18 protein-coding genes are annotated in these 17,267 nt (G+C 31.2%); 8 read left to right on the top strand and 10 right to left on the bottom strand.

Features of this window, described 5'->3' with window-relative positions:
* Window positions 1-429 precede the first annotated feature (429 nt).
* The 3 genes from N4A45_13810 to N4A45_13800 all read left to right on the top strand — a co-directional run bounded on the left by N4A45_13810 (window position 430) and on the right by N4A45_13800 (window position 2,659).
* The gene (locus tag N4A45_13810) at window positions 430-882 is read left to right on the top strand and encodes a transposase (protein MCT4666294.1); all 453 of its coding nucleotides are present in this window, start codon (window positions 430-432) and stop codon (window positions 880-882) included.
* Window positions 879-1,220, top strand: a complete 342-nt coding sequence (locus tag N4A45_13805) for a hypothetical protein (GenBank protein ID MCT4666293.1) — start codon at window positions 879-881, stop codon at window positions 1,218-1,220. The genes N4A45_13810 and N4A45_13805 overlap by 4 nt, the downstream gene beginning before the upstream one ends.
* Window positions 1,221-1,339: 119 nt before the next feature.
* The gene (locus tag N4A45_13800; GenBank protein ID MCT4666292.1) at window positions 1,340-2,659 is read left to right on the top strand and encodes an MSCRAMM family adhesin SdrC; all 1,320 of its coding nucleotides are present in this window, start codon (window positions 1,340-1,342) and stop codon (window positions 2,657-2,659) included.
* A 308-nt stretch (window positions 2,660-2,967) separates the two neighbouring features.
* On the opposite strand, the gene N4A45_13795 is transcribed toward N4A45_13800, so the two are convergent.
* The 8 genes from N4A45_13795 to N4A45_13760 all read right to left on the bottom strand — a co-directional run bounded on the left by N4A45_13795 (window position 2,968) and on the right by N4A45_13760 (window position 10,414).
* A complete protein-coding gene (locus N4A45_13795) occupies window positions 2,968-3,657 on the bottom strand; it encodes a response regulator transcription factor (GenBank protein MCT4666291.1) in 690 nt (229 codons plus the stop codon).
* Window positions 3,654-5,576: a hypothetical protein gene (locus tag N4A45_13790; GenBank protein MCT4666290.1), complete on the bottom strand. Its 1,923-nt coding sequence runs from the start codon at window positions 5,574-5,576 to the stop codon at window positions 3,654-3,656. The genes N4A45_13795 and N4A45_13790 overlap by 4 nt, the downstream gene beginning before the upstream one ends.
* A 570-nt stretch (window positions 5,577-6,146) precedes the next feature.
* On the bottom strand, window positions 6,147-6,323 hold the full coding sequence (locus N4A45_13785) for a hypothetical protein (protein MCT4666289.1): 177 nt from the start codon (window positions 6,321-6,323) through the stop codon (window positions 6,147-6,149).
* Window positions 6,324-6,650: 327 nt separating this feature from the next.
* Window positions 6,651-7,223: a Crp/Fnr family transcriptional regulator gene (locus tag N4A45_13780; GenBank protein MCT4666288.1), complete on the bottom strand. Its 573-nt coding sequence runs from the start codon at window positions 7,221-7,223 to the stop codon at window positions 6,651-6,653.
* A gap of 9 nt (window positions 7,224-7,232) precedes the next feature.
* Entirely contained in the window at window positions 7,233-8,171 is a 939-nt protein-coding gene (locus tag N4A45_13775; protein ID MCT4666287.1) for a YihY/virulence factor BrkB family protein, read from the bottom strand.
* Window positions 8,172-8,178: 7 nt separating this feature from the next.
* Window positions 8,179-9,039 (bottom strand): carboxylating nicotinate-nucleotide diphosphorylase, encoded by an 861-nt coding sequence (nadC, locus tag N4A45_13770; protein ID MCT4666286.1) that lies wholly within the window; start codon window positions 9,037-9,039, stop codon window positions 8,179-8,181.
* 21 nt (window positions 9,040-9,060) lie between these two features.
* A complete protein-coding gene (locus N4A45_13765; GenBank protein MCT4666285.1) occupies window positions 9,061-9,579 on the bottom strand; it encodes a ferritin in 519 nt (172 codons plus the stop codon).
* Between the two features lie 145 nt (window positions 9,580-9,724).
* Entirely contained in the window at window positions 9,725-10,414 is a 690-nt protein-coding gene (locus N4A45_13760; GenBank protein MCT4666284.1) for a hypothetical protein, read from the bottom strand.
* Between the two features lie 430 nt (window positions 10,415-10,844).
* On the opposite strand from N4A45_13760, the gene N4A45_13755 reads away from it, so the two are divergent.
* The 5 genes from N4A45_13755 (at window position 10,845) to N4A45_13735 (ending at window position 14,761) form a co-directional block, all read left to right on the top strand.
* Window positions 10,845-11,432 carry a hypothetical protein gene (locus N4A45_13755; GenBank protein MCT4666283.1) on the top strand — a complete coding sequence of 196 codons (588 nt, stop codon included), beginning with the start codon at window positions 10,845-10,847 and terminating at the stop codon, window positions 11,430-11,432.
* Window positions 11,422-12,633, top strand: coding sequence for a CotH kinase family protein (locus tag N4A45_13750; protein ID MCT4666282.1), 1,212 nt, complete (start codon window positions 11,422-11,424; stop codon window positions 12,631-12,633). The genes N4A45_13755 and N4A45_13750 overlap by 11 nt, the downstream gene beginning before the upstream one ends.
* 146 nt (window positions 12,634-12,779) lie before the next feature.
* On the top strand, window positions 12,780-13,955 hold the full coding sequence (locus tag N4A45_13745) for a GlmU family protein (GenBank protein ID MCT4666281.1): 1,176 nt from the start codon (window positions 12,780-12,782) through the stop codon (window positions 13,953-13,955).
* Window positions 13,955-14,431: a hypothetical protein gene (locus tag N4A45_13740; protein ID MCT4666280.1), complete on the top strand. Its 477-nt coding sequence runs from the start codon at window positions 13,955-13,957 to the stop codon at window positions 14,429-14,431. Before N4A45_13745 ends, N4A45_13740 begins: the two co-directional genes overlap by 1 nt.
* Window positions 14,432-14,563: 132 nt before the next feature.
* Entirely contained in the window at window positions 14,564-14,761 is a 198-nt protein-coding gene (locus N4A45_13735) for a hypothetical protein (protein MCT4666279.1), read from the top strand.
* A gap of 136 nt (window positions 14,762-14,897) precedes the next feature.
* Here N4A45_13735 and N4A45_13730 read toward each other — a convergent pair whose 3' ends face one another.
* Both N4A45_13730 and tgt read right to left on the bottom strand, forming a co-directional pair.
* Complete coding sequence (locus N4A45_13730) at window positions 14,898-15,974, bottom strand: LptF/LptG family permease (GenBank protein ID MCT4666278.1); 1,077 nt, start codon at window positions 15,972-15,974, stop codon at window positions 14,898-14,900.
* Between the two features lies 1 nt (window position 15,975).
* Window positions 15,976-17,106 (bottom strand): tRNA guanosine(34) transglycosylase Tgt, encoded by a 1,131-nt coding sequence (tgt, locus tag N4A45_13725; GenBank protein MCT4666277.1) that lies wholly within the window; start codon window positions 17,104-17,106, stop codon window positions 15,976-15,978.
* Window positions 17,107-17,267 lie beyond the last annotated feature (161 nt).

The raw sequence follows: 17,267 nt of genomic DNA, 5'->3' as shown, positions 1-17,267 counted from the left end.
GTTTTTTTGAAGTCGTTGAATTCTTTCTGTTTTAACTTCTTCAGTTTTGATGTTGTTGTTTTTAGTTTCCATATTGTTTTTGTTTTTAATTCGAGACAAATATAGAAACGGTCATTTATTGAATTGATGAACCTGGGTTAATTTCGGTTTTATTCCGAGTAATATTTTTTGATTATTCCATTTTCCACAAAAAAGTGGAAAATTTTACCAAAAGCACATTTGTTAAGGGTTACTTTAGTTGTATGTATATAATATTGCTGTATAGATTTTTTAGACGTGTTTAAGCAATGAAAAATCATATTGACAGTAAATTACATCAAGAGAAAAGGTAAGTTATTAATGGTAAAACTATGATAAATCATTTGTTTTATTTACAGAGTTAAAAACGCATCAATTTACTTTTTCTCTTTTGTTCAATTTTATCTAAAAATGATCAAAAACTTCAAAGAAATACATTTAGGAACACATATAAAAAAAGTTACTGAGCTCCAAGAATTTGATTTAGGTCGAGCATGTGAATTGTTCAAATGCGATAAAATAACAATTTATGAGATGTTTGAGAGTGAGGCTTTAGAAACCGATATAGTTTTAAAGTGGTGTAAGTTATTAGAGTATAATTTCTTTATGTTGTATCATACTCATTTGCAGTTGTATAAACCCTCGGCTTCTACAGCGAAAATGCCTAAATCAAAAAACGGAGAACGCGATGAAGAAAGTTCGTATGTTTTTAGAAAAAACCTTTATAGTCCAGAAATCATTGATTGGATACTTCATAAATGGGTCTCTGGAGAACTAAGTCCTAAAGAAATTATGGAAAAGTATAAGATACCAAAAACAACTTTGTATCGCTGGAAAAGAAAAATAAAAAATACTGTATTATGAATTGTGTCAACTACAAAACACTTTATCTAGATTTTCTAAAAGACGATTCTATTAAAATTCCCACAGAACAGAGAAACCAGCTTTTAAACATGATTTCTAGAGAACCATCAGAAGAGATAACTTATAGAAAGATGATTCAACTTAATGGTATGATTAAAAAAATAATCTCACCTGAATCTAATAACCAAAGGACACAGCGTTTAAAAAGCTATAGTGAAGATTATATAAAACACATTTTGGCGTATCAGAAAGAAAATAATCTTTCAAATCTGAGTGTAGCATTGGAGTTTAATATAAGTAGAAATACCATTTCCAAGTGGAAAAAAAGATTTTTATAAAGCTGGATTGGGGCTATATAGTATAGAATTAAAGCTCTATTTCTTGACTTCTATTTGATTAAGGAGTCAAAACAAAAAAACAAAGAAACAAAGAAACAAAGAAACAAAAAAACAAAAAAATGATTAACAAAGTATTTCTTTCTTGTGTAATGTTATTAAATGCACAAGTGATATATAGCCAAGTTGGAATAGGTACAACCACTCCTGATGGCTCCTCAATATTAGATTTAAGCTCAACAAATAAGGGCTTTTTACCTCCTAGATTAAGTTTTACGGAGCTTATTGCAATTCAGAACCCTGCGGAAGGTCTAGTAGTTTATTGTAATGATTGTTGTACCAGTGAGGGGGCAATTTCTTTTTATAATGGAAGTGATTGGGAGGCATTAAAATATGATGGATGTATTTTTATTGATTTAGATAACGACGGAATTCCAAATGATATAGATCAAGACATCGATGGAGATGGTATTTTAAATTCCAATGATAACGTAACGGTAAGTCTCCCCTCAAATCCAGGTTTTGAAATTCTTGCCAATGGAGCCAGTTTTCCTAATGCGTCGCCTGGTTGGACTCATGTGAACCATGCAAATGTACCTTATTGGTCAACAACAAACACTCAGGGAAAAATAGAATTGGCAGTAGCTGGTTTTGCAAACACACAGCCTTACGAAGGAAGCTATTTTGCAGAATTAAATGCCGATGAAAATGCGTCTTTGTACCAAGATGTTTCAGTCGTTGAGAATTATACCGTGAATTGGTCCATTGCTCATAAAGGTCGGGTAGAAGACATCACTGGTGCAGCACGAACAGATGCTATGATTATCAAAATAGGACCAATAGGAAATCTCATTGCCGTTGATACCGTTTATACCCATTCTTCAGCATGGCAAGTATATTCAGGATCATATCATGTTCCTGCGGGAATTACTACGGTAAGATTTGAGTTTCAAGCCTATATTAGTTCCCATCCATCTTTCGGAAATTTTATTGATGCTTTTGCATTAGAACTAGAAGCCAAAGATATTGATGGTGATGGTCTTGAGAACAGTATGGATCTTGATTCTGACAATGATGGAATACCTGATAATGTGGAGTTTCAAACTTCTTCTAATTATATTGCCCCAGGTACACAGACAGATGCCCAAGGAAAACTCCAAGCTTATGGAAATAATGGATTAACAAATCCTGCTGATACGGATGGGGATAATCTTTTTGATTTCTTAGATGCCGATTCTGATAATGATGGACTTATTGATCAACAAGAGTCAGGTTTTACATTTACCAATTCTGATTTAGATAATGATGGATTACATGATAATGCTGATGCGACTCCAAATTCAGCGTATCAAGATGCAAATGGAAAAGCAGTTAACAACTCTGGAATCATTGTTTTACCAGATGCTAATAATGGAACGGATAATGAGGATTATAGAGAATAAGACTATGCTACCAATATAAAATATTACTAGCACATGAATGTGAGTATAAAACAAAACATACAGATTCTATATGTTTACAAGTGCTATATAAAACCATTTTTTAGTTAAAATAATTAGAAACTAAAGATAGTCATCTCCATTTTTCTTAACTGAAAAATGGAGATTTTTTTCATTTTGATTACTGTTCCTAATGTCATTTTTGAACTGTTAATGAAGTCTCACCATCGGTCCAAATTTATTTCTTTAAAGCTCTTATGATGTCGTCAAAATCTTGGAATGTCTGAATTGTATAATTCATGAGTATAATCCTATTCATGTCTAAAAAAAGTTCTAACTTTCCCTCGATAAGGTTTTGAAATAGGAATTTTATTTTGCTCTACAAAAATATGAGTGCTGGAAATTGTGGTTACAAAATTTTTGTTTACCAAAAAACTTTGATGAACTCTTATAAGTTGAGTACAAGTGATTTCTTTTTGAATTTCTTTTAGCTTTTTTCTAAGCGTAATTTTATTTCCGTTCTGCTGATGAATAATTAAGTAATTACCATCACTTTTGATAAAAAGAACAGATCTGATATCGAGTTGGTGTTTTTTCTTTCCTTCAGCTATAGTGTAAATAGATTTTTCTGTTTTTTGCTTTAATACGAGCTGAATATTAGAAATAAGTGATTTTCTATTAATAGGTTTTGTTAGATAGATATCGGCTTCAGAATTAAGTATTCCGTCAATCGTTTCTTGGTCATTAAATGCCGTTAGAAAAATAATCTTGGCAGAATAGTATATTTTTTTTAACTCCTTCTCTAACCAAAGTCCCGTTTTTTCACCACTTAACCTTATATCCAATAAGATTAGATCTACTTGCTCATTTTTGCAAAAATTATAAGCGTCTTCTGCATTATCAATGCTATCTACCACATGGTAATGATTATTTTTCAAAAGTCCCTCTAAGCTAATTGAGATGAATGGATCATCCTCTACTATTAAAATTGAATTCGTCATGCGATTATCAGTTGTTTAAAAATAATTTTAGTTGTGTATCCGTTTTCAAAACTTGTACTTTGCTCTGCTTTAAGCTTTTTAACCAATAGCATCATTAGCTGGCTTCCGAATTGGTCTGATTTGCTGTTGCTTTGGTCGAACTTTGTTCCGTTATCTTGATACTCAAAAATCCACACCTTATTTTGTTGATAAAAATCTATTTTTACAGTTATAGACTCTTCTTCTTTTGGATTGCAGTATTTGGAAGAGTTGGTAATTAATTCATTGAGTAATATCCCTAAGATGATTCCTGTTTCAATGGGTATATTGAATTTCTCTGGAGTATTGAGTTTATACTCCAAATTAATAATTAACGAATCTTTAAAATTCTCCAAAAGTTTAGTATAGTATTGTTTTAAATCTATTGATGAAATATTGTCTGAAGTATAGAGTAATTGATGAATTAATGATAATGCATTGATTTTATTTTCAAAGCTATAAAAATCAAAAACCCCTTCTTTAATATACTCTAGATAAGCAATTGAGGAAATGATTTCTAAATTGTTTTTCACCCTATGATTCACTTCTTTGAGAAGTATTTGAGAGGTTTCTAAAGCTTGTTTTATTTGTAAGTTTTTTTGACGTATTTTTTGTCTTAACAGCTCTTGCCAAATCAAGGCAAAGACAAGCCCACTTCCTAGTATAATTAATAAAGTATTGAATAGTTGTAGTTTCTTTTTGATTTTTTCTTCTCGTAAAAGTAACTCCTCTTTTTCAGATAAAGTTTTAAGACTCCATTCTACATCTATTTTTTCTGTAGACCTCAAAAGATTAATTTTTTTGATAAATTCATTAGAATTCTCTCTGGTAATCGATAAATACTGATTAATTAAAGAAGTATCGTTAGTTGCTTTATATAAATTATTTAAAAATTCTATTTTTTTGATTTCTCTTTCTGTAGATTTAGGAAGATTCTTATTTGAAGATTCTTCATCGACAATTCTTAAATATTTTTGAGCCTCTTCAAATTTACCTAGCTCAAATGCTAAGCTTGAAATAGAGGTATAACTTAGAATGCCGATACTCTGTTTCTTAGTTTCAAGTCCATTCTTTAAAGCTTTTTGATAATTTTTGAACATTTCTAATTTAATGTTCTTCTTGTTTTTGGAAATGGATAATAGATTATTCTTTACAATATTTTTAAAATAATAAAAATATTTACTTCTTTCTTTCTTCGATTCTTTCTCTACCTCATTTAATAAATTTAGTGATTGGGAAAAATGTTTTTTAGCAAGTTGAAAATTTGATAATTCTCTGTAAGCTAAAGCAATATTATTGTGAAAGCTACTTTTGGATACTTTGCCTCTTGTGCCGTATTTTATTATATACTGCCAGTGAATGATTGCTAGTTCATATTTTCCAAGATGAAAATAGATATTTCCGAGCTGTTCGTCTATATAATTATTTGGAATATCAATGTCATTAAATTTATGCAGTATTTCAAGGAGTTTTTTATGTCTATTATTAGCTCGATATTTTTGTACTATACGGTCTATCATATAGTTTGTATGAATACATGGTTGATTTTTGTTTGAATATATAATCTTTTCGTAATCAATCGATAATTGATTATTCCTTTTTGTTTGATCTAAATAAGCACTTAGTATAAAATACAAATGAAATTTCCTTTTGTAATCAGATGAATCACACTTATAGATTGCCTCTTGAATATTCGCTATTTGACCATCAATACTATCTGTATAAGGTATATTCATTAGATAATGGTCTTCTTCACTTAGAAAGGAATGATCTAGTTTAGAGAAAGCATAACAAGTTTCAAAGTCAGAATTGTTGGCAAAAAGCAAAGGAATATTAATTAAAAATATGATGGATAGAAGATCTATTTTTCCCTTAAATAAATTGCCAGTAAGTAGCTTCATTTGTGCGATTTTATAACAAAGTTAATATATAAAAATTAAATTATTGTGATTGTATGATTGTTTTTGAATTATTTATTAACAATAATTTAAACAAGTTGATAATGTTAGTTTTCATGTGTAATCTGCTGTTGTTTTGGTATTTAGTTTTTTGAAGATTGAAGGTGTCAATGATTTTATGATTTTCCCTTCACTGTTTTTGTGTTTAGATTCCATGCTTTATATTCTTTTTATTTCTAAACGATTTCTGTTTAAGAATTTATAAAACACTATTGAGCTTAAACTATTGAGTCCACTCAATAAAATTACATTTTCACTGGCTTATGAAATAGAATGTGCGGTTCCGATATTACTTCCTTTCACTTAAGCTTTGAAAGAAGCAGTTATTCCTAGATTTAGAATTGTGAGTCCTGAAGACCAGTTTCCATTCATGTTGTTAAGAAGTTAACTATTCTCAAAATCTGCTTGAATTACCCAAGAGCCTGACAGGGTAACGAAGTGATAATTTGAGTGCTAAATACTATTTTTCCCTATTTGAACAATTCTATTGATGCATTTAGTTTACAATAAGGCTTATATAAGTTTTAGAATTGGATTGTTGCTTTGTCCTGTTAGTTTCATTTTACTGAAAATCCTACATGGTTTATTGATATCCAATGTTCTATGGATGTTTCTGGTTTCAATTCCCACTTGAGAGTATACTTGAGAAATCATCAGACATAATAATCTAAGTAGTAATTTGTAATGCATAATGTGATTTTTTTTTAGAACAATTTAAACGAACTTAGGTATTGTGGTGAAAATAATGAGTTTTCACTGTCAATGCTTTGATAAAACAACAATGGTTACGAATATAAATATAGGCAAGGTTTAGCTGTTTGTTTTTGTGAAATTTGGGAAAAATTGCTGATTTTTTGGGAAAAAAAATCAAAAGATGATGCTCTTACTCATGCTTTTCTTGCAAAATTTACTCATTGGCATAACCTGAACATACAAAAAAACAATTCTAAATTGAATGAAGATAGTAAGTAAGTTGTAATTAACAGAGAGAATAGGAGGATTATATAAATCAGTTTGTTAATCAACCTGTCTACGTCTTATCCTACTCAAAGCTTGAGGAGTAATACCGATATAAGAAGCGAGGTATTTTTGGGGAATTTCCAAAATGAGTTTTGGGTGTTCTTTGAAGATTTGATTATAGCGTTCTTCAGCCGAAAGAGTCAAGAAGTCATTTTCTCGTTTGGACTTATGGATAAAGAGTTCTTCGGAAACAATTCTTCCTATAAGATTACCAATTTTTGTTTGCTGATAGATTTCTTGTAAATCATCATACTTAATGGTGAGTGTTTTACAATCTACCAAACACTCAATAGAACATTCGCTTGGGTTTTGTAGTAGAAAAGAAGTATAGGAACTTGTGATTTCATTACTAAAAGCAAAATCAAAAGTGCTATCTCTATCTGGGAGTTCCACAAAGAGCCGTACGACACCTTCTTGAAGAAAATACAAACATTTTTCAGTATCGCCTTGTTGGGTGATTATTTCGTTTGTTGTAAAAGATTTTTCGATTAGAAAAGGCTCAATAATTGCCCAATCTTCTGGACTAATTGGATGATATTTTTCTATAAAATCTCTAAAAATATTTTTCATGCTTTAGGATTATTGAATTTCCTTTTTTTTTCTTTTTAGCGATAAAGGATTTTTCTTTACAGCTTGTAAAATACTGGTGTTAAGTTCGAATCCTACAATGAAAATAATGGAATTAAAATAGAGCCAAAGCAGAATGATAATGAGTGTCCCGATAGAGCCATAGAGTTTATTGTATTGAGAAAAATTATCTACATAATAACTAAATCCAAGAGAAGTGAGAATGATAAAAAACGTAGCTACAACACTTCCTGGCGAAAACAAGCTAAGTTTGTCAGATTTTGTGGGCCCTAGATAATAAAGAATGGATATGGAAAAATAAATTACGATCATCAAAATTAACCATCGAGCATTAAGGAACACATCCGCCATATTTTGGTTAAACAAATTCTTTTCTATAAAAAAGTCAATAACACCTTGTGTGAAAATAATGATTAGAATAGCAACTATGAGAATAAAGACTATCAATATTGTGAGAACAAGAGAAACCCATCTTTGAGCAATGATCGATCTAGATTCCTCAATATGAATATTGGCATTAAAGGATTCTATAAGTGAATTAACTCCATTGGTAGAGAAATAAAGCGCCATTATAAAACCAATGGATAGTAGACCTCCTTGTTTATTATTTACAATATCGTTAATGGTAGTTTGTGCTGCATCAAAGGTGGTGGGAGGAAATATTTTTTGAAGCAAGAAAAAAAGTTCATGCTGAAACCCATCTATTGGAATAAAAGGAATGAGGGTAAACAAGAAAATAATTCCCGGGAAAAGTGCCAAAAAAAGATTAAAAGCAATAGAGGAAGCACGCGTAGTTATGCTTCCTTTTACTAGGCTTTCAATAAAAAAAATAGCTACATCATAAACACTTTTACCTCTAAAACCTGGTATAACCAATATTTTAGTGAAGGAAATGAGTCTATAAAATGTTTTTAAAAACTTTCTTTTCAAATCTTTTTTATTCTATCACTTTTAGACTAAGGTCTAGATTATAAACGGAATGCGTTAAAGCTCCCATAGAAACATAATCAACACCACAAAGTGCGTATTCTCTCAAGGTTTTTTCGTTAATTCCTCCAGAAGATTCTGTTTCAAACTTCCCATCGATACGTTTTACGGCTTCACGGGTGTCTGCAAAACTAAAATTATCTAACATAATTCGGTTTACTTTACCATGAGAAAGCACTTCATCAAGTTCTTTGAGGTCTCTTACTTCAATTTCGATTTTTAAATCAAGATCATTTTCGCTAAGATATTGGTGTGTTTTATCAATGGCTTTGGCAATTCCACCAGCAAAATCAATATGATTATCCTTGAGCATGATTAAATCATACAATCCAAAACGATGATTTTCTCCACCTCCAATTTTTACAGCCCATTTTTCTAGAAGTCTAATTCCAGGAGTCGTTTTTCTAGTATCGAGGATTTTTGTAGGTAAATCTTCAATCAACTTTGCAAAACTTTGTGTTTTTGTAGCAATAGCACTCATCCTTTGCATACAATTAAGAACAAGGCGTTCTGCTTGTAATAGTTTGATTCTATTTCCTTTTATTGTAAAAGCAATATCACCATATTTTACAGGTGTTCCATCTTTGATGAGTACCTTGATTTCAGCATTAGGATCTGTTTTTTTGAAAATAATTTCAGCAAGTTCTATTCCTGCAAGAATCCCTTCTTCTTTAACCAATAACTTCATGTTTCCCTCAGCATCAAGTGGAATACAAGCCAATGAGGAATGATCGCCTTCCTTTACATCTTCAGCAAATGCAATATCAATAAAATCATGCAGTTCTGCTAATCTATTTTTGTCGATATACATATTTCTTTCTTTTGGATAGATTTATTCACCTGTATTTTGAGCAGAAGAAGTAACGGTAATTTTTTCGATATCTCTATCAAACAAATACAATCCTCCTTTGTCTTCACCAATCAAGTTCAGTTTATCAAGAATAGTTCTTGCAAGAGCTTCTTCTTCTAATTGCTCTGTTACAAACCAATGAAGGAAATTATGGGTGTTGTAGTCTCTGTTATCAAGGCAAATAGCCACTAATTCGTTAATTAACTCGGTAACTTTTATTTCGTGAGACAAGAGCGTTTCGCATACTTCATGTAGGTTGTTAAATTCAGATTGTGGTTTATCAAGTGCGGTGATAATCGCTTTTCCACCTCTTTCGTTAATATATTTCACAAATTTCAGCATGTGCATTCTTTCTTCGTCCGAATGTGCGTAGAAAAAATTGGCAGTTCCTTCTAAGCCTTGGCTTTCAGCCCAAATTGCCATAGAAAGATATAATTGAGAAGACTCCGCTTCGTATCGTATTTGTTCGTTTAATGCTTTTAAAATTGCAGGTTTCAACATGGTTGTAAATTTTTAATCAAAGATAAGATATTTGTTGATTATGAGATTTGAGATTCGATAATTTATAATGAGTCTTTGGATTTCCAGAATCCAGAATTGGAAATTTTTCATGAAAAGAAGATTACTTTAATCCACTTCGTTAATATTACTCTATATCAAATGTCAGTAAGTAACTGCAAAATTCATTGAAAACGTCATTTTCTCTGTAATCTGATGCATTAGTCATTCCAAATGAATTTGCAGTATAAGAATCTAATAAACCTAATCTTGTAAGTTTCGCTAAAGAAAATTTTATTTCATTCGGCTTAAAGTGAATGTTTTCCTTTTCGAAATGTTTTACATTTATAAAATCGTAAGTACTTGGGTCTTGAATTTTTGTTTCATTAATTTTTGTTCTAATATTCCTGATAATTTTGATGATTCTGATATCCCTAATAGTAAGGTGTCTAATAATTTCAATATAATCTTCGGGCTCAAATGTTAAGTCGACCCTCGTATCTAAATTTGACTTTAGAACACGTGCATAGATTTTAATAAACTCATCATCTTTTGACGATTTACTTCTATCAAGTAACTCCGAAAATAACTCTAAGAATTCTATTGAATTAATATACTTCTTATTTATATATTGTTTCTCAATTAATTTAAATTCCTCTTCAACACAAGAGATAAAAATATCGATACGTTGAGATTTATATTTGCTCCAAGGTTCTACAGTAAGTGCATCAATATATTCACCAATGATTGGAATAGAATTTTTAATAAGTAATCTAAGAGGTATACTTTCGCTATAAGCTTTTGATGCCAACAAAAAATTTTGCTTCATTATGTCCATAATAAAATTTTTAGAATACTCTGATATGTAAAATGATATAATAACACTTATAAAAGAGTATATAAAGTGATTTGTAATTTATGAATTCCTATTTTTTCTTGTGACTTAAAAGTTGATGTATAGATATTTATTAAATTTTGAGAACACACGAATTACCTTTCAGCAAAGTTCAAGTAAATCGTTGATTTATCCAAATGAAAACACTATCAAAACGCTAAGAATGTTATGCTTCAACAAAAAAATACACTCCAAAAAGTGTACTTTTCTTTGATTCGTTTCTTTTGGGTATGCAAAAAGTATTTTTGATAATTTCTATAAAATAATTCAATAGGTAATGATCTATGAAAAGGTATGGATATGTTTTTTTTGAAAAATGATAAGTATTTGACCTTTAGTTTCAATACTTTTGCAAAAAAAAATAGAGAATCACATGTGGTTTAAAAAAGGTATTCTGATTACCCTACTTTTTGCTAGTTTTCAGTCTTATGGGCAGTTAAATGTGTTTGTTGATGGGCAAATTGGTTTGGGATTCCAATCTAAATTAATGATTGATAATAAGGAGCTTGGAGCTTCTGTTTTAAGTGGTAGGCTAGGAGCTGGTATCGATATTCCAATAAAAGAAAAAATTGGAATCGAAACAGGTATTTATGCTATGCATTCAAGGAAAACTTATGAATTTGAAGGGTATCGTATGAATATTCAGAAGTTAAAACTACAAATTCCACTTTTGGTAAGGTATCAACTACAAGAGCGTATCAAAATAGGAGCTGGGTTTTCTGTTCAAAATGAAAGAGATTTTGAGGACATGAATATCGATCAAGGTGATATATTTCGGTTAAATGCAATGATACAAGGAGTATATCAATTGAATGAAAAGTGGCATTTGATGGCTCTTGGGCAGTTTGCTCTAGAAGAAACGGCAGATGTTTATGCACTTGCAGCACCAAAGAACTACCTCCAATTTGGAGTACGTTTTATGATTATAAATCCTAAAAAAGAGGTAAAAAATGAAAAATAAATGGCTATTACTATTGTTGGTCCCAATTTTTTGGGCGTGTACAGAGGTTGAAGATGAATTTGAATCCAATATCCCATCTTTTAACTCACTAGAACCAAAGACCATTAATACTGATTTACCAGTAGTGAATCTTTATCTTGATAACAAGGAATTCTCTAATATGATGAAGAATTACGAGTCTGAAATAGAGATTGAAGGAACATTCGAAATGTTTAAAAATGGTGAGAAAATTATTGAATTAGATGAAGTTGAGGTAGAAATTAAAGGAGCATCTAGTTCTGCTTTACCCATGAAATCTTTAGGAATTAAGTTCGATAAAAAGTATAAAAATGCTTCAAAGGACTACAATTTATTAAATCCTAAAAATATACTGCCACATCATTCCTTAGAAAAAATAAAATCTATTAGACTAAGAAATTCAGGAAACGATTTTGTAGAAACAATGATAAAGGATTTATCATTAACTAAATTGGCTATTGATCTTGATTTGAATATAGATTTGATGTATGGTGAGCCTGTTATCGCTTTTGTAAATGAAGAATTTTATGGAGTGTTAAATTTAAGAACAGAAAGTAACAAGCATGGAATCGCAGGTCTCTTTGGAGCAGATAAAGATGATGTTACCCTAGTAAAAATGGCAGATGCTACAGCAATATTGAAAGATGGTGAAGAGTCTGTTTTAGAAAATTTAAAGACAGCAGTAACATCCAAAGATGTAGCTTACTTAAAAGAACATGTTGATATAGATAATTTTATAGACTATATGCTCTTTGAATCCTTTGTTGGAAATGTAGATTGGCCATCAAACAATGTTAGATTCTTTTCTATAGATGGGAGCAAAATTCGTTTTTTCTTATATGATTTAGATTTTTCTTTAAAAGATGATTTAAAAGATGATCATGAACATTTTATAGACGATGAATATGAAAATTTAGTGAGCGATTTATTTTTTGTATTAGAAGAGAATGCGGAGTTTAAATCAAAATTCACAAAAAGGAAAGAGGAATTTAAAAATAATCCTAAACTGAAGGTTGAGAACTATCTAAGTATTGTGAATGAGTTGGTTGAAGAAATAAAGCCATGGATGCCATATCAGATTGATAAATATCAACATCCTGAAACTTATGGCGAATGGTTGCTAAATATTGAAGAATTAAAACTGAATTACAAAGATCGTTATGAAGGTCTTTTTAGGGATTAATTCCACTCGATGTATTATAAGCCATTCTTTTTTGAATGGCTTTTTTTTGTTTTAAATTGGGATATACAAAAAAAAGAAAATAGCTTTGTGAGTAAGCTTTTCAGATAGACGATTTATTTGAAAAATGGGTAAACTAAAATAATATTATGAACACAATAGTTTTTTTTGAAAACAGTCAATATAGAACACAATTAAAACCTTTCACTTTTACACGTCCTTTGTCTCATATTAGAGTAGGGATTCTTACCATTGCGGAAAAATGGCAAAAAAGAACAAACTTCGAAATCAAATACCTCAATCATTCTAGTTTACAAGAAAAGTTTGGAGAATTTGAAAATAATAATGAAGAAGTAATCTTTGTGAATTCAAGTGTCTGTCCTTCTAGTGATTTAATTGATTTAATGAAGCGCACAACGATCAATCAAGCATATTTTTGGCAAGAAGATCTTCTGTTTTATAAAGGAAATCTAGAAGATTTTAAAGACAAAAACTGGGAAAAGCATGATCTTATGGTTGAACCTGTAATGTTGCGTTTTCATTTTGATATTTTTTCAAAAAATGGTGTAGAAATTCAAAGAGATTTTGATTTACTTACCCAAGGAAGAAATTCTCAAGCTATTTCTCCAACAAATACCTGTATTGCCCCAGAAAATATCTTTTTGGAGGAAGGAGCAAAAGTAGAATGTGCAGTGCTTAACGCAAGTTCTGGTCCTATATATATCGGGAAAAATGCCGAAATTATGGAAGGATCGGTAGTTAGAGGTGCTTTAGCAATGGGAGAAAATGCCGTGCTTAAACTTTCAACAAAAATTTATGGAGCAACCACGGTAGGGCCTTTTGCCAAGGTTGGGGGAGAAGTGAATAATTCAGTCATTTTTGGTTATTCCAATAAAGGACACGATGGCTTTTTAGGAAACTCTGTTTTGGGTGAATGGTGTAACTTAGGAGCAGATACAAATAATTCCAATCTAAAAAATAACTATTCTCAAGTTAGGGTATGGAATTATCAGGCAGAAGAATATCAAGATTCTGGTCTTCAGTTTTGTGGACTCATTATGGGTGATCATTCAAAATGTGGAATTAATACGATGTTTAACACAGGAACAGTAGTTGGCGTTTCTGCAAACGTATTTGGTGGTGGTTTTCCACCCAAATTTATTCCCTCTTTTACTTGGGGCGGAGCAGATGGTTTTGTAGAATACCGATTAGACAAAGCTCTTGAAGTTGCACAAAGAGTAATGGAGAGAAGAAAAGTAGATTTGAATGAGGCAGATAGAAAACTATTGGAAAATATTCTTTTAGAAACCAAAAAGTATCGATAATGGAAGATTATGTGCTCGCACGTGTAATTCACATTTTAGCCGTCGTAATTTGGATTGGTGGCGTATTTATGGTGACGGTCATATTATTGCCCGCAATCAATAAAATGAAAGAAGGAAGTAAAAAACTAGAAACCTTCGAAATGATTGAGGGTAGATTTGCTTTTTTTGCCAAAATAACCACTATTCTCACTGCTATTTCAGGTTTTTATATGGTGCATATTCTTGATGCTTGGAATCGCTTTTTAGACCCCACATATTGGTGGATGCACGCTATGGTTTTCGTTTGGTTGATATTCAGTTTTATCTTATTCATAGCAGAGCCTTTTATAGTTGCCAAAAAGCTTAAAGAACTTACCGAAAAATATCCAGAAAAAACTTTTGTTATCATGCAAAGAGTTCACTGGATTCTTCTTAGCATAAGTATGATAACTATTTTTGGAGCAACGGCAGGAAGCCATGGGTGGTTTCTGTTTTGAAAACCCTACTAAATGCGACAAAAAAATAGGTTTTGTGGGCGTTTAGCATCGAGATATATTGATTACTTGAAAATTTGTCATTAATTTAGTATTGGCAAGTTAAATGCCAACATAACTAAATTATAAAATCTTATGAAGACAAAAAGAAACCTAATTACATTAATGATATTGAGCGTTTTTTCTTTAGGAATGGTATCATGCGGAGCTGATTCTACAAAGAAAGAAACGAAAACCGAAAAGACTGAAAAGACTCCTGAAAGCCATGATCACGGACATGATCATGGGCATGATCATGGGCATGATCATGGAGATCACGGTCACGCTCATTAATTAATCAAGAGTATTTTTACAAAAAAAAATCCTAAAGCTTCGGCTTTAGGATTTTTTTGTGGAATAGATAAACGGTTTCTGTTTTCAAAAAATCTTTTACCGTGTCTTTATTTTATGGGAAAACTGAGTAGTTTTTTTATTTCTGTGCTTTTTTATAAAACCAAAGCAATACAGGGATATTAAATAACATCGGTAGCCAAGCTGCCAAAAAAGCATTCATTTCGTAAGCATTGGCATAAGTGAGTACAAATCTATTTACTAATAGATAAAGCATTACAATGAATAATCCAATAGAAATATTGAACCCAATTCCACCTCTCACTTTTTTAGAAGAAATGAAAAAAGCTAATAGTGTTAAGATAATATTGGCAAAGGAATTTGCAAAACGTGCATGGAACTCGATTTTAAAGTCTAAAGCATTCTTAGATCCTCTAGCTTCTTCTTTGGCTATTTGATCTTCTAGCTGGAAATAGTTGAGCTGAATTTTGTCATGTGTTTCCACATAGACTTCATCTGGTTTTAAGTCTAAATCTTTATAGATAAAGTCTCCTGTTTCAGTGAATTCCTTCCCATTTTCGTCAATACTTCGCCAATGATAATTTCCTAATTCCCATTTATTACTGTCAGGAATCCAAGTAATTGTTTCAGACATGAGTTTGTATTTCAACTCATTACCATCAAATATTTCTTGGCTAAATCTTTTCCCTGTATAATCGTTATTCGTAAAAGATCTGAAATATAGATAAGAACGATCATTTTGTTTAATGTGAATATCAACAAAGGTTCTTTTTTCTGTCCTCCAAATATATTTTTTTTCGAAAGCCAAGCCTTCCACTGAAGCAGCTGGAAGGAAAAAGCTCATTGAGAAAAATGCCATAATCCCTATTAGCGAAGCACCAATAATATAAGGAAACATAAGTCTTTTATAACTCACTCCACTGCTCAAAATAGGAACTATTTCAGTTCTATTTGCCATTTGAGAAGTGAAAATCATTACGGAAATAAAAGTAAAGAAAGAACTTAGAATGATTCCCCATTTTAATGAAAAATAGATATAGTACTTCACCAAGTCCCAAGTAGGAGGTTTCCTTGTCATAATTCTATCAGATCGCTCAGCGGCATCAAATACCATAGCAATGATTAGAATCATGGAAAGGGTGAAAATAAAAGTTGTTAAAAACTTTTTAAGTATGTACCAGTCAAGTATCCTCAATCTATAACCTGTTCACTAATTTTTTTACCATCATATTTTTCCATTGGTAGAAATCTCCTGCCAAAATATGTTCTCTAGCTTGCTCTACTAACCATAAATAGAATCTGATATTGTGTAAAGTTGCAATTTGTTTTCCTAATAATTCATTAGATTTAAATAAATGGCGAACATAAGCTTTTGAATAAGTTTGATCTACATAGGAATCACCATGAGGATCTAGCGGTGAGAAATCATCAGCCCATTTTGCATTTTTGATATTAATAATTCCTTCGCTGGTAAACATTTGTCCGTTTCTAGCATTTCTTGTAGGCATCACACAGTCAAACATATCAATTCCAAGGGCAATATTTTCCAAAATATTTGCAGGCGTTCCAACACCCATTAAATATCTTGGTTTCTCTTTTGGAAGAATAGCGGTAACCACTTCTGTCATTGCATACATTTCTTCGGCAGGTTCTCCAACGGATAGACCTCCAATGGCATTGGCATCTCTATCAAAGCTAGCAATAGCTTCGGCAGATTGCTTTCGCAAATCTTTATAGGTTGACCCTTGTACAATCGGCATAAATGTTTGATCATAACCATAATGACCTTCAGTACTGTCAAAACGGTCACAACATCTTTTTAACCATCTATGAGTCATTTTCATAGATCTTTTAGCATAATGATAATCACAAGGGTAAGGCGTACATTCATCAAATGCCATAATGATATCTGCACCTATTTTCCTTTGAACATCAATAGCATATTCTGGTGAGAAAAAATGTTTAGATCCATCAATATGTGATTTAAAAGTAACACCTTCTTCTTTTATTTTTCTATTAGCACCCAAAGAATACACTTGATAACCACCACTATCTGTAAGAATAGGTTTGTCCCATCCTATAAATTTGTGCAAACCTCCTGCTTTTTGTAAAACATCCAATTGAGGTCTTAAATATAAATGATAGGTGTTTCCAAGGATAATTTGCGCCTTGGTATCATTCTTTAGCTCATGCTGATGAACCCCCTTTACAGTAGCTACTGTACCTACGGGCATAAAAATAGGCGTTTGGATTTTCCCATGAGCCGTTTCTATTTCACCAGCTCTTGCTTGTGAATTGATATCTGTTTTTTCTAAGGTAAATTTCATGCAATAATTTTCCAATATTCTTAAGCTCGACAAAGATACTTTTATATCTTTGAAAGCCGAAGTTTAAAAATAAAAATACACTTTGGTTATCTACCTACTCAAAACATTAATGAGGATCTCATTTCTTCATTTCTTTTCTATTTGGTAGATAAAAATGATCA

This window comes from Flavobacteriales bacterium (assembly GCA_025210805.1).
Lineage (GTDB): Bacteria > Bacteroidota > Bacteroidia > Flavobacteriales > CAJXXR01 > JAOAQX01.
Note: the sequence above shows the minus strand (reverse complement) of the source record. Positions and strands in the feature narration are given on the sequence as shown.

Excerpts from the sequence above, each read along its gene's own strand:
- N4A45_13810 (MCT4666294.1), top strand. The coding sequence starts at position 430 with ATGATCAAAAACTTCAAAGAAATACATTTAGGAACACATATAAAAAAA.
- N4A45_13805 (MCT4666293.1), top strand. The coding sequence starts at position 879 with ATGAATTGTGTCAACTACAAAACACTTTATCTAGATTTTCTAAAAGAC.
- N4A45_13800 (MCT4666292.1), top strand. The coding sequence starts at position 1,340 with ATGATTAACAAAGTATTTCTTTCTTGTGTAATGTTATTAAATGCACAA.
- N4A45_13795 (MCT4666291.1), bottom strand. The coding sequence starts at position 3,657 with ATGACGAATTCAATTTTAATAGTAGAGGATGATCCATTCATCTCAATT.
- N4A45_13790 (MCT4666290.1), bottom strand. The coding sequence starts at position 5,576 with ATGAAGCTACTTACTGGCAATTTATTTAAGGGAAAAATAGATCTTCTA.
- N4A45_13785 (MCT4666289.1), bottom strand. The coding sequence starts at position 6,323 with ATGCATTACAAATTACTACTTAGATTATTATGTCTGATGATTTCTCAA.
- N4A45_13780 (MCT4666288.1), bottom strand. The coding sequence starts at position 7,223 with ATGAAAAATATTTTTAGAGATTTTATAGAAAAATATCATCCAATTAGT.
- nadC (MCT4666286.1), bottom strand. The coding sequence starts at position 9,039 with ATGTATATCGACAAAAATAGATTAGCAGAACTGCATGATTTTATTGAT.
- N4A45_13765 (MCT4666285.1), bottom strand. The coding sequence starts at position 9,579 with ATGTTGAAACCTGCAATTTTAAAAGCATTAAACGAACAAATACGATAC.
- N4A45_13760 (MCT4666284.1), bottom strand. The coding sequence starts at position 10,414 with ATGGACATAATGAAGCAAAATTTTTTGTTGGCATCAAAAGCTTATAGC.
- N4A45_13755 (MCT4666283.1), top strand. The coding sequence starts at position 10,845 with ATGTGGTTTAAAAAAGGTATTCTGATTACCCTACTTTTTGCTAGTTTT.
- N4A45_13750 (MCT4666282.1), top strand. The coding sequence starts at position 11,422 with ATGAAAAATAAATGGCTATTACTATTGTTGGTCCCAATTTTTTGGGCG.
- N4A45_13745 (MCT4666281.1), top strand. The coding sequence starts at position 12,780 with ATGAACACAATAGTTTTTTTTGAAAACAGTCAATATAGAACACAATTA.
- N4A45_13740 (MCT4666280.1), top strand. The coding sequence starts at position 13,955 with ATGGAAGATTATGTGCTCGCACGTGTAATTCACATTTTAGCCGTCGTA.
- N4A45_13735 (MCT4666279.1), top strand. The coding sequence starts at position 14,564 with ATGAAGACAAAAAGAAACCTAATTACATTAATGATATTGAGCGTTTTT.
- tgt (MCT4666277.1), bottom strand. The coding sequence starts at position 17,106 with ATGAAATTTACCTTAGAAAAAACAGATATCAATTCACAAGCAAGAGCT.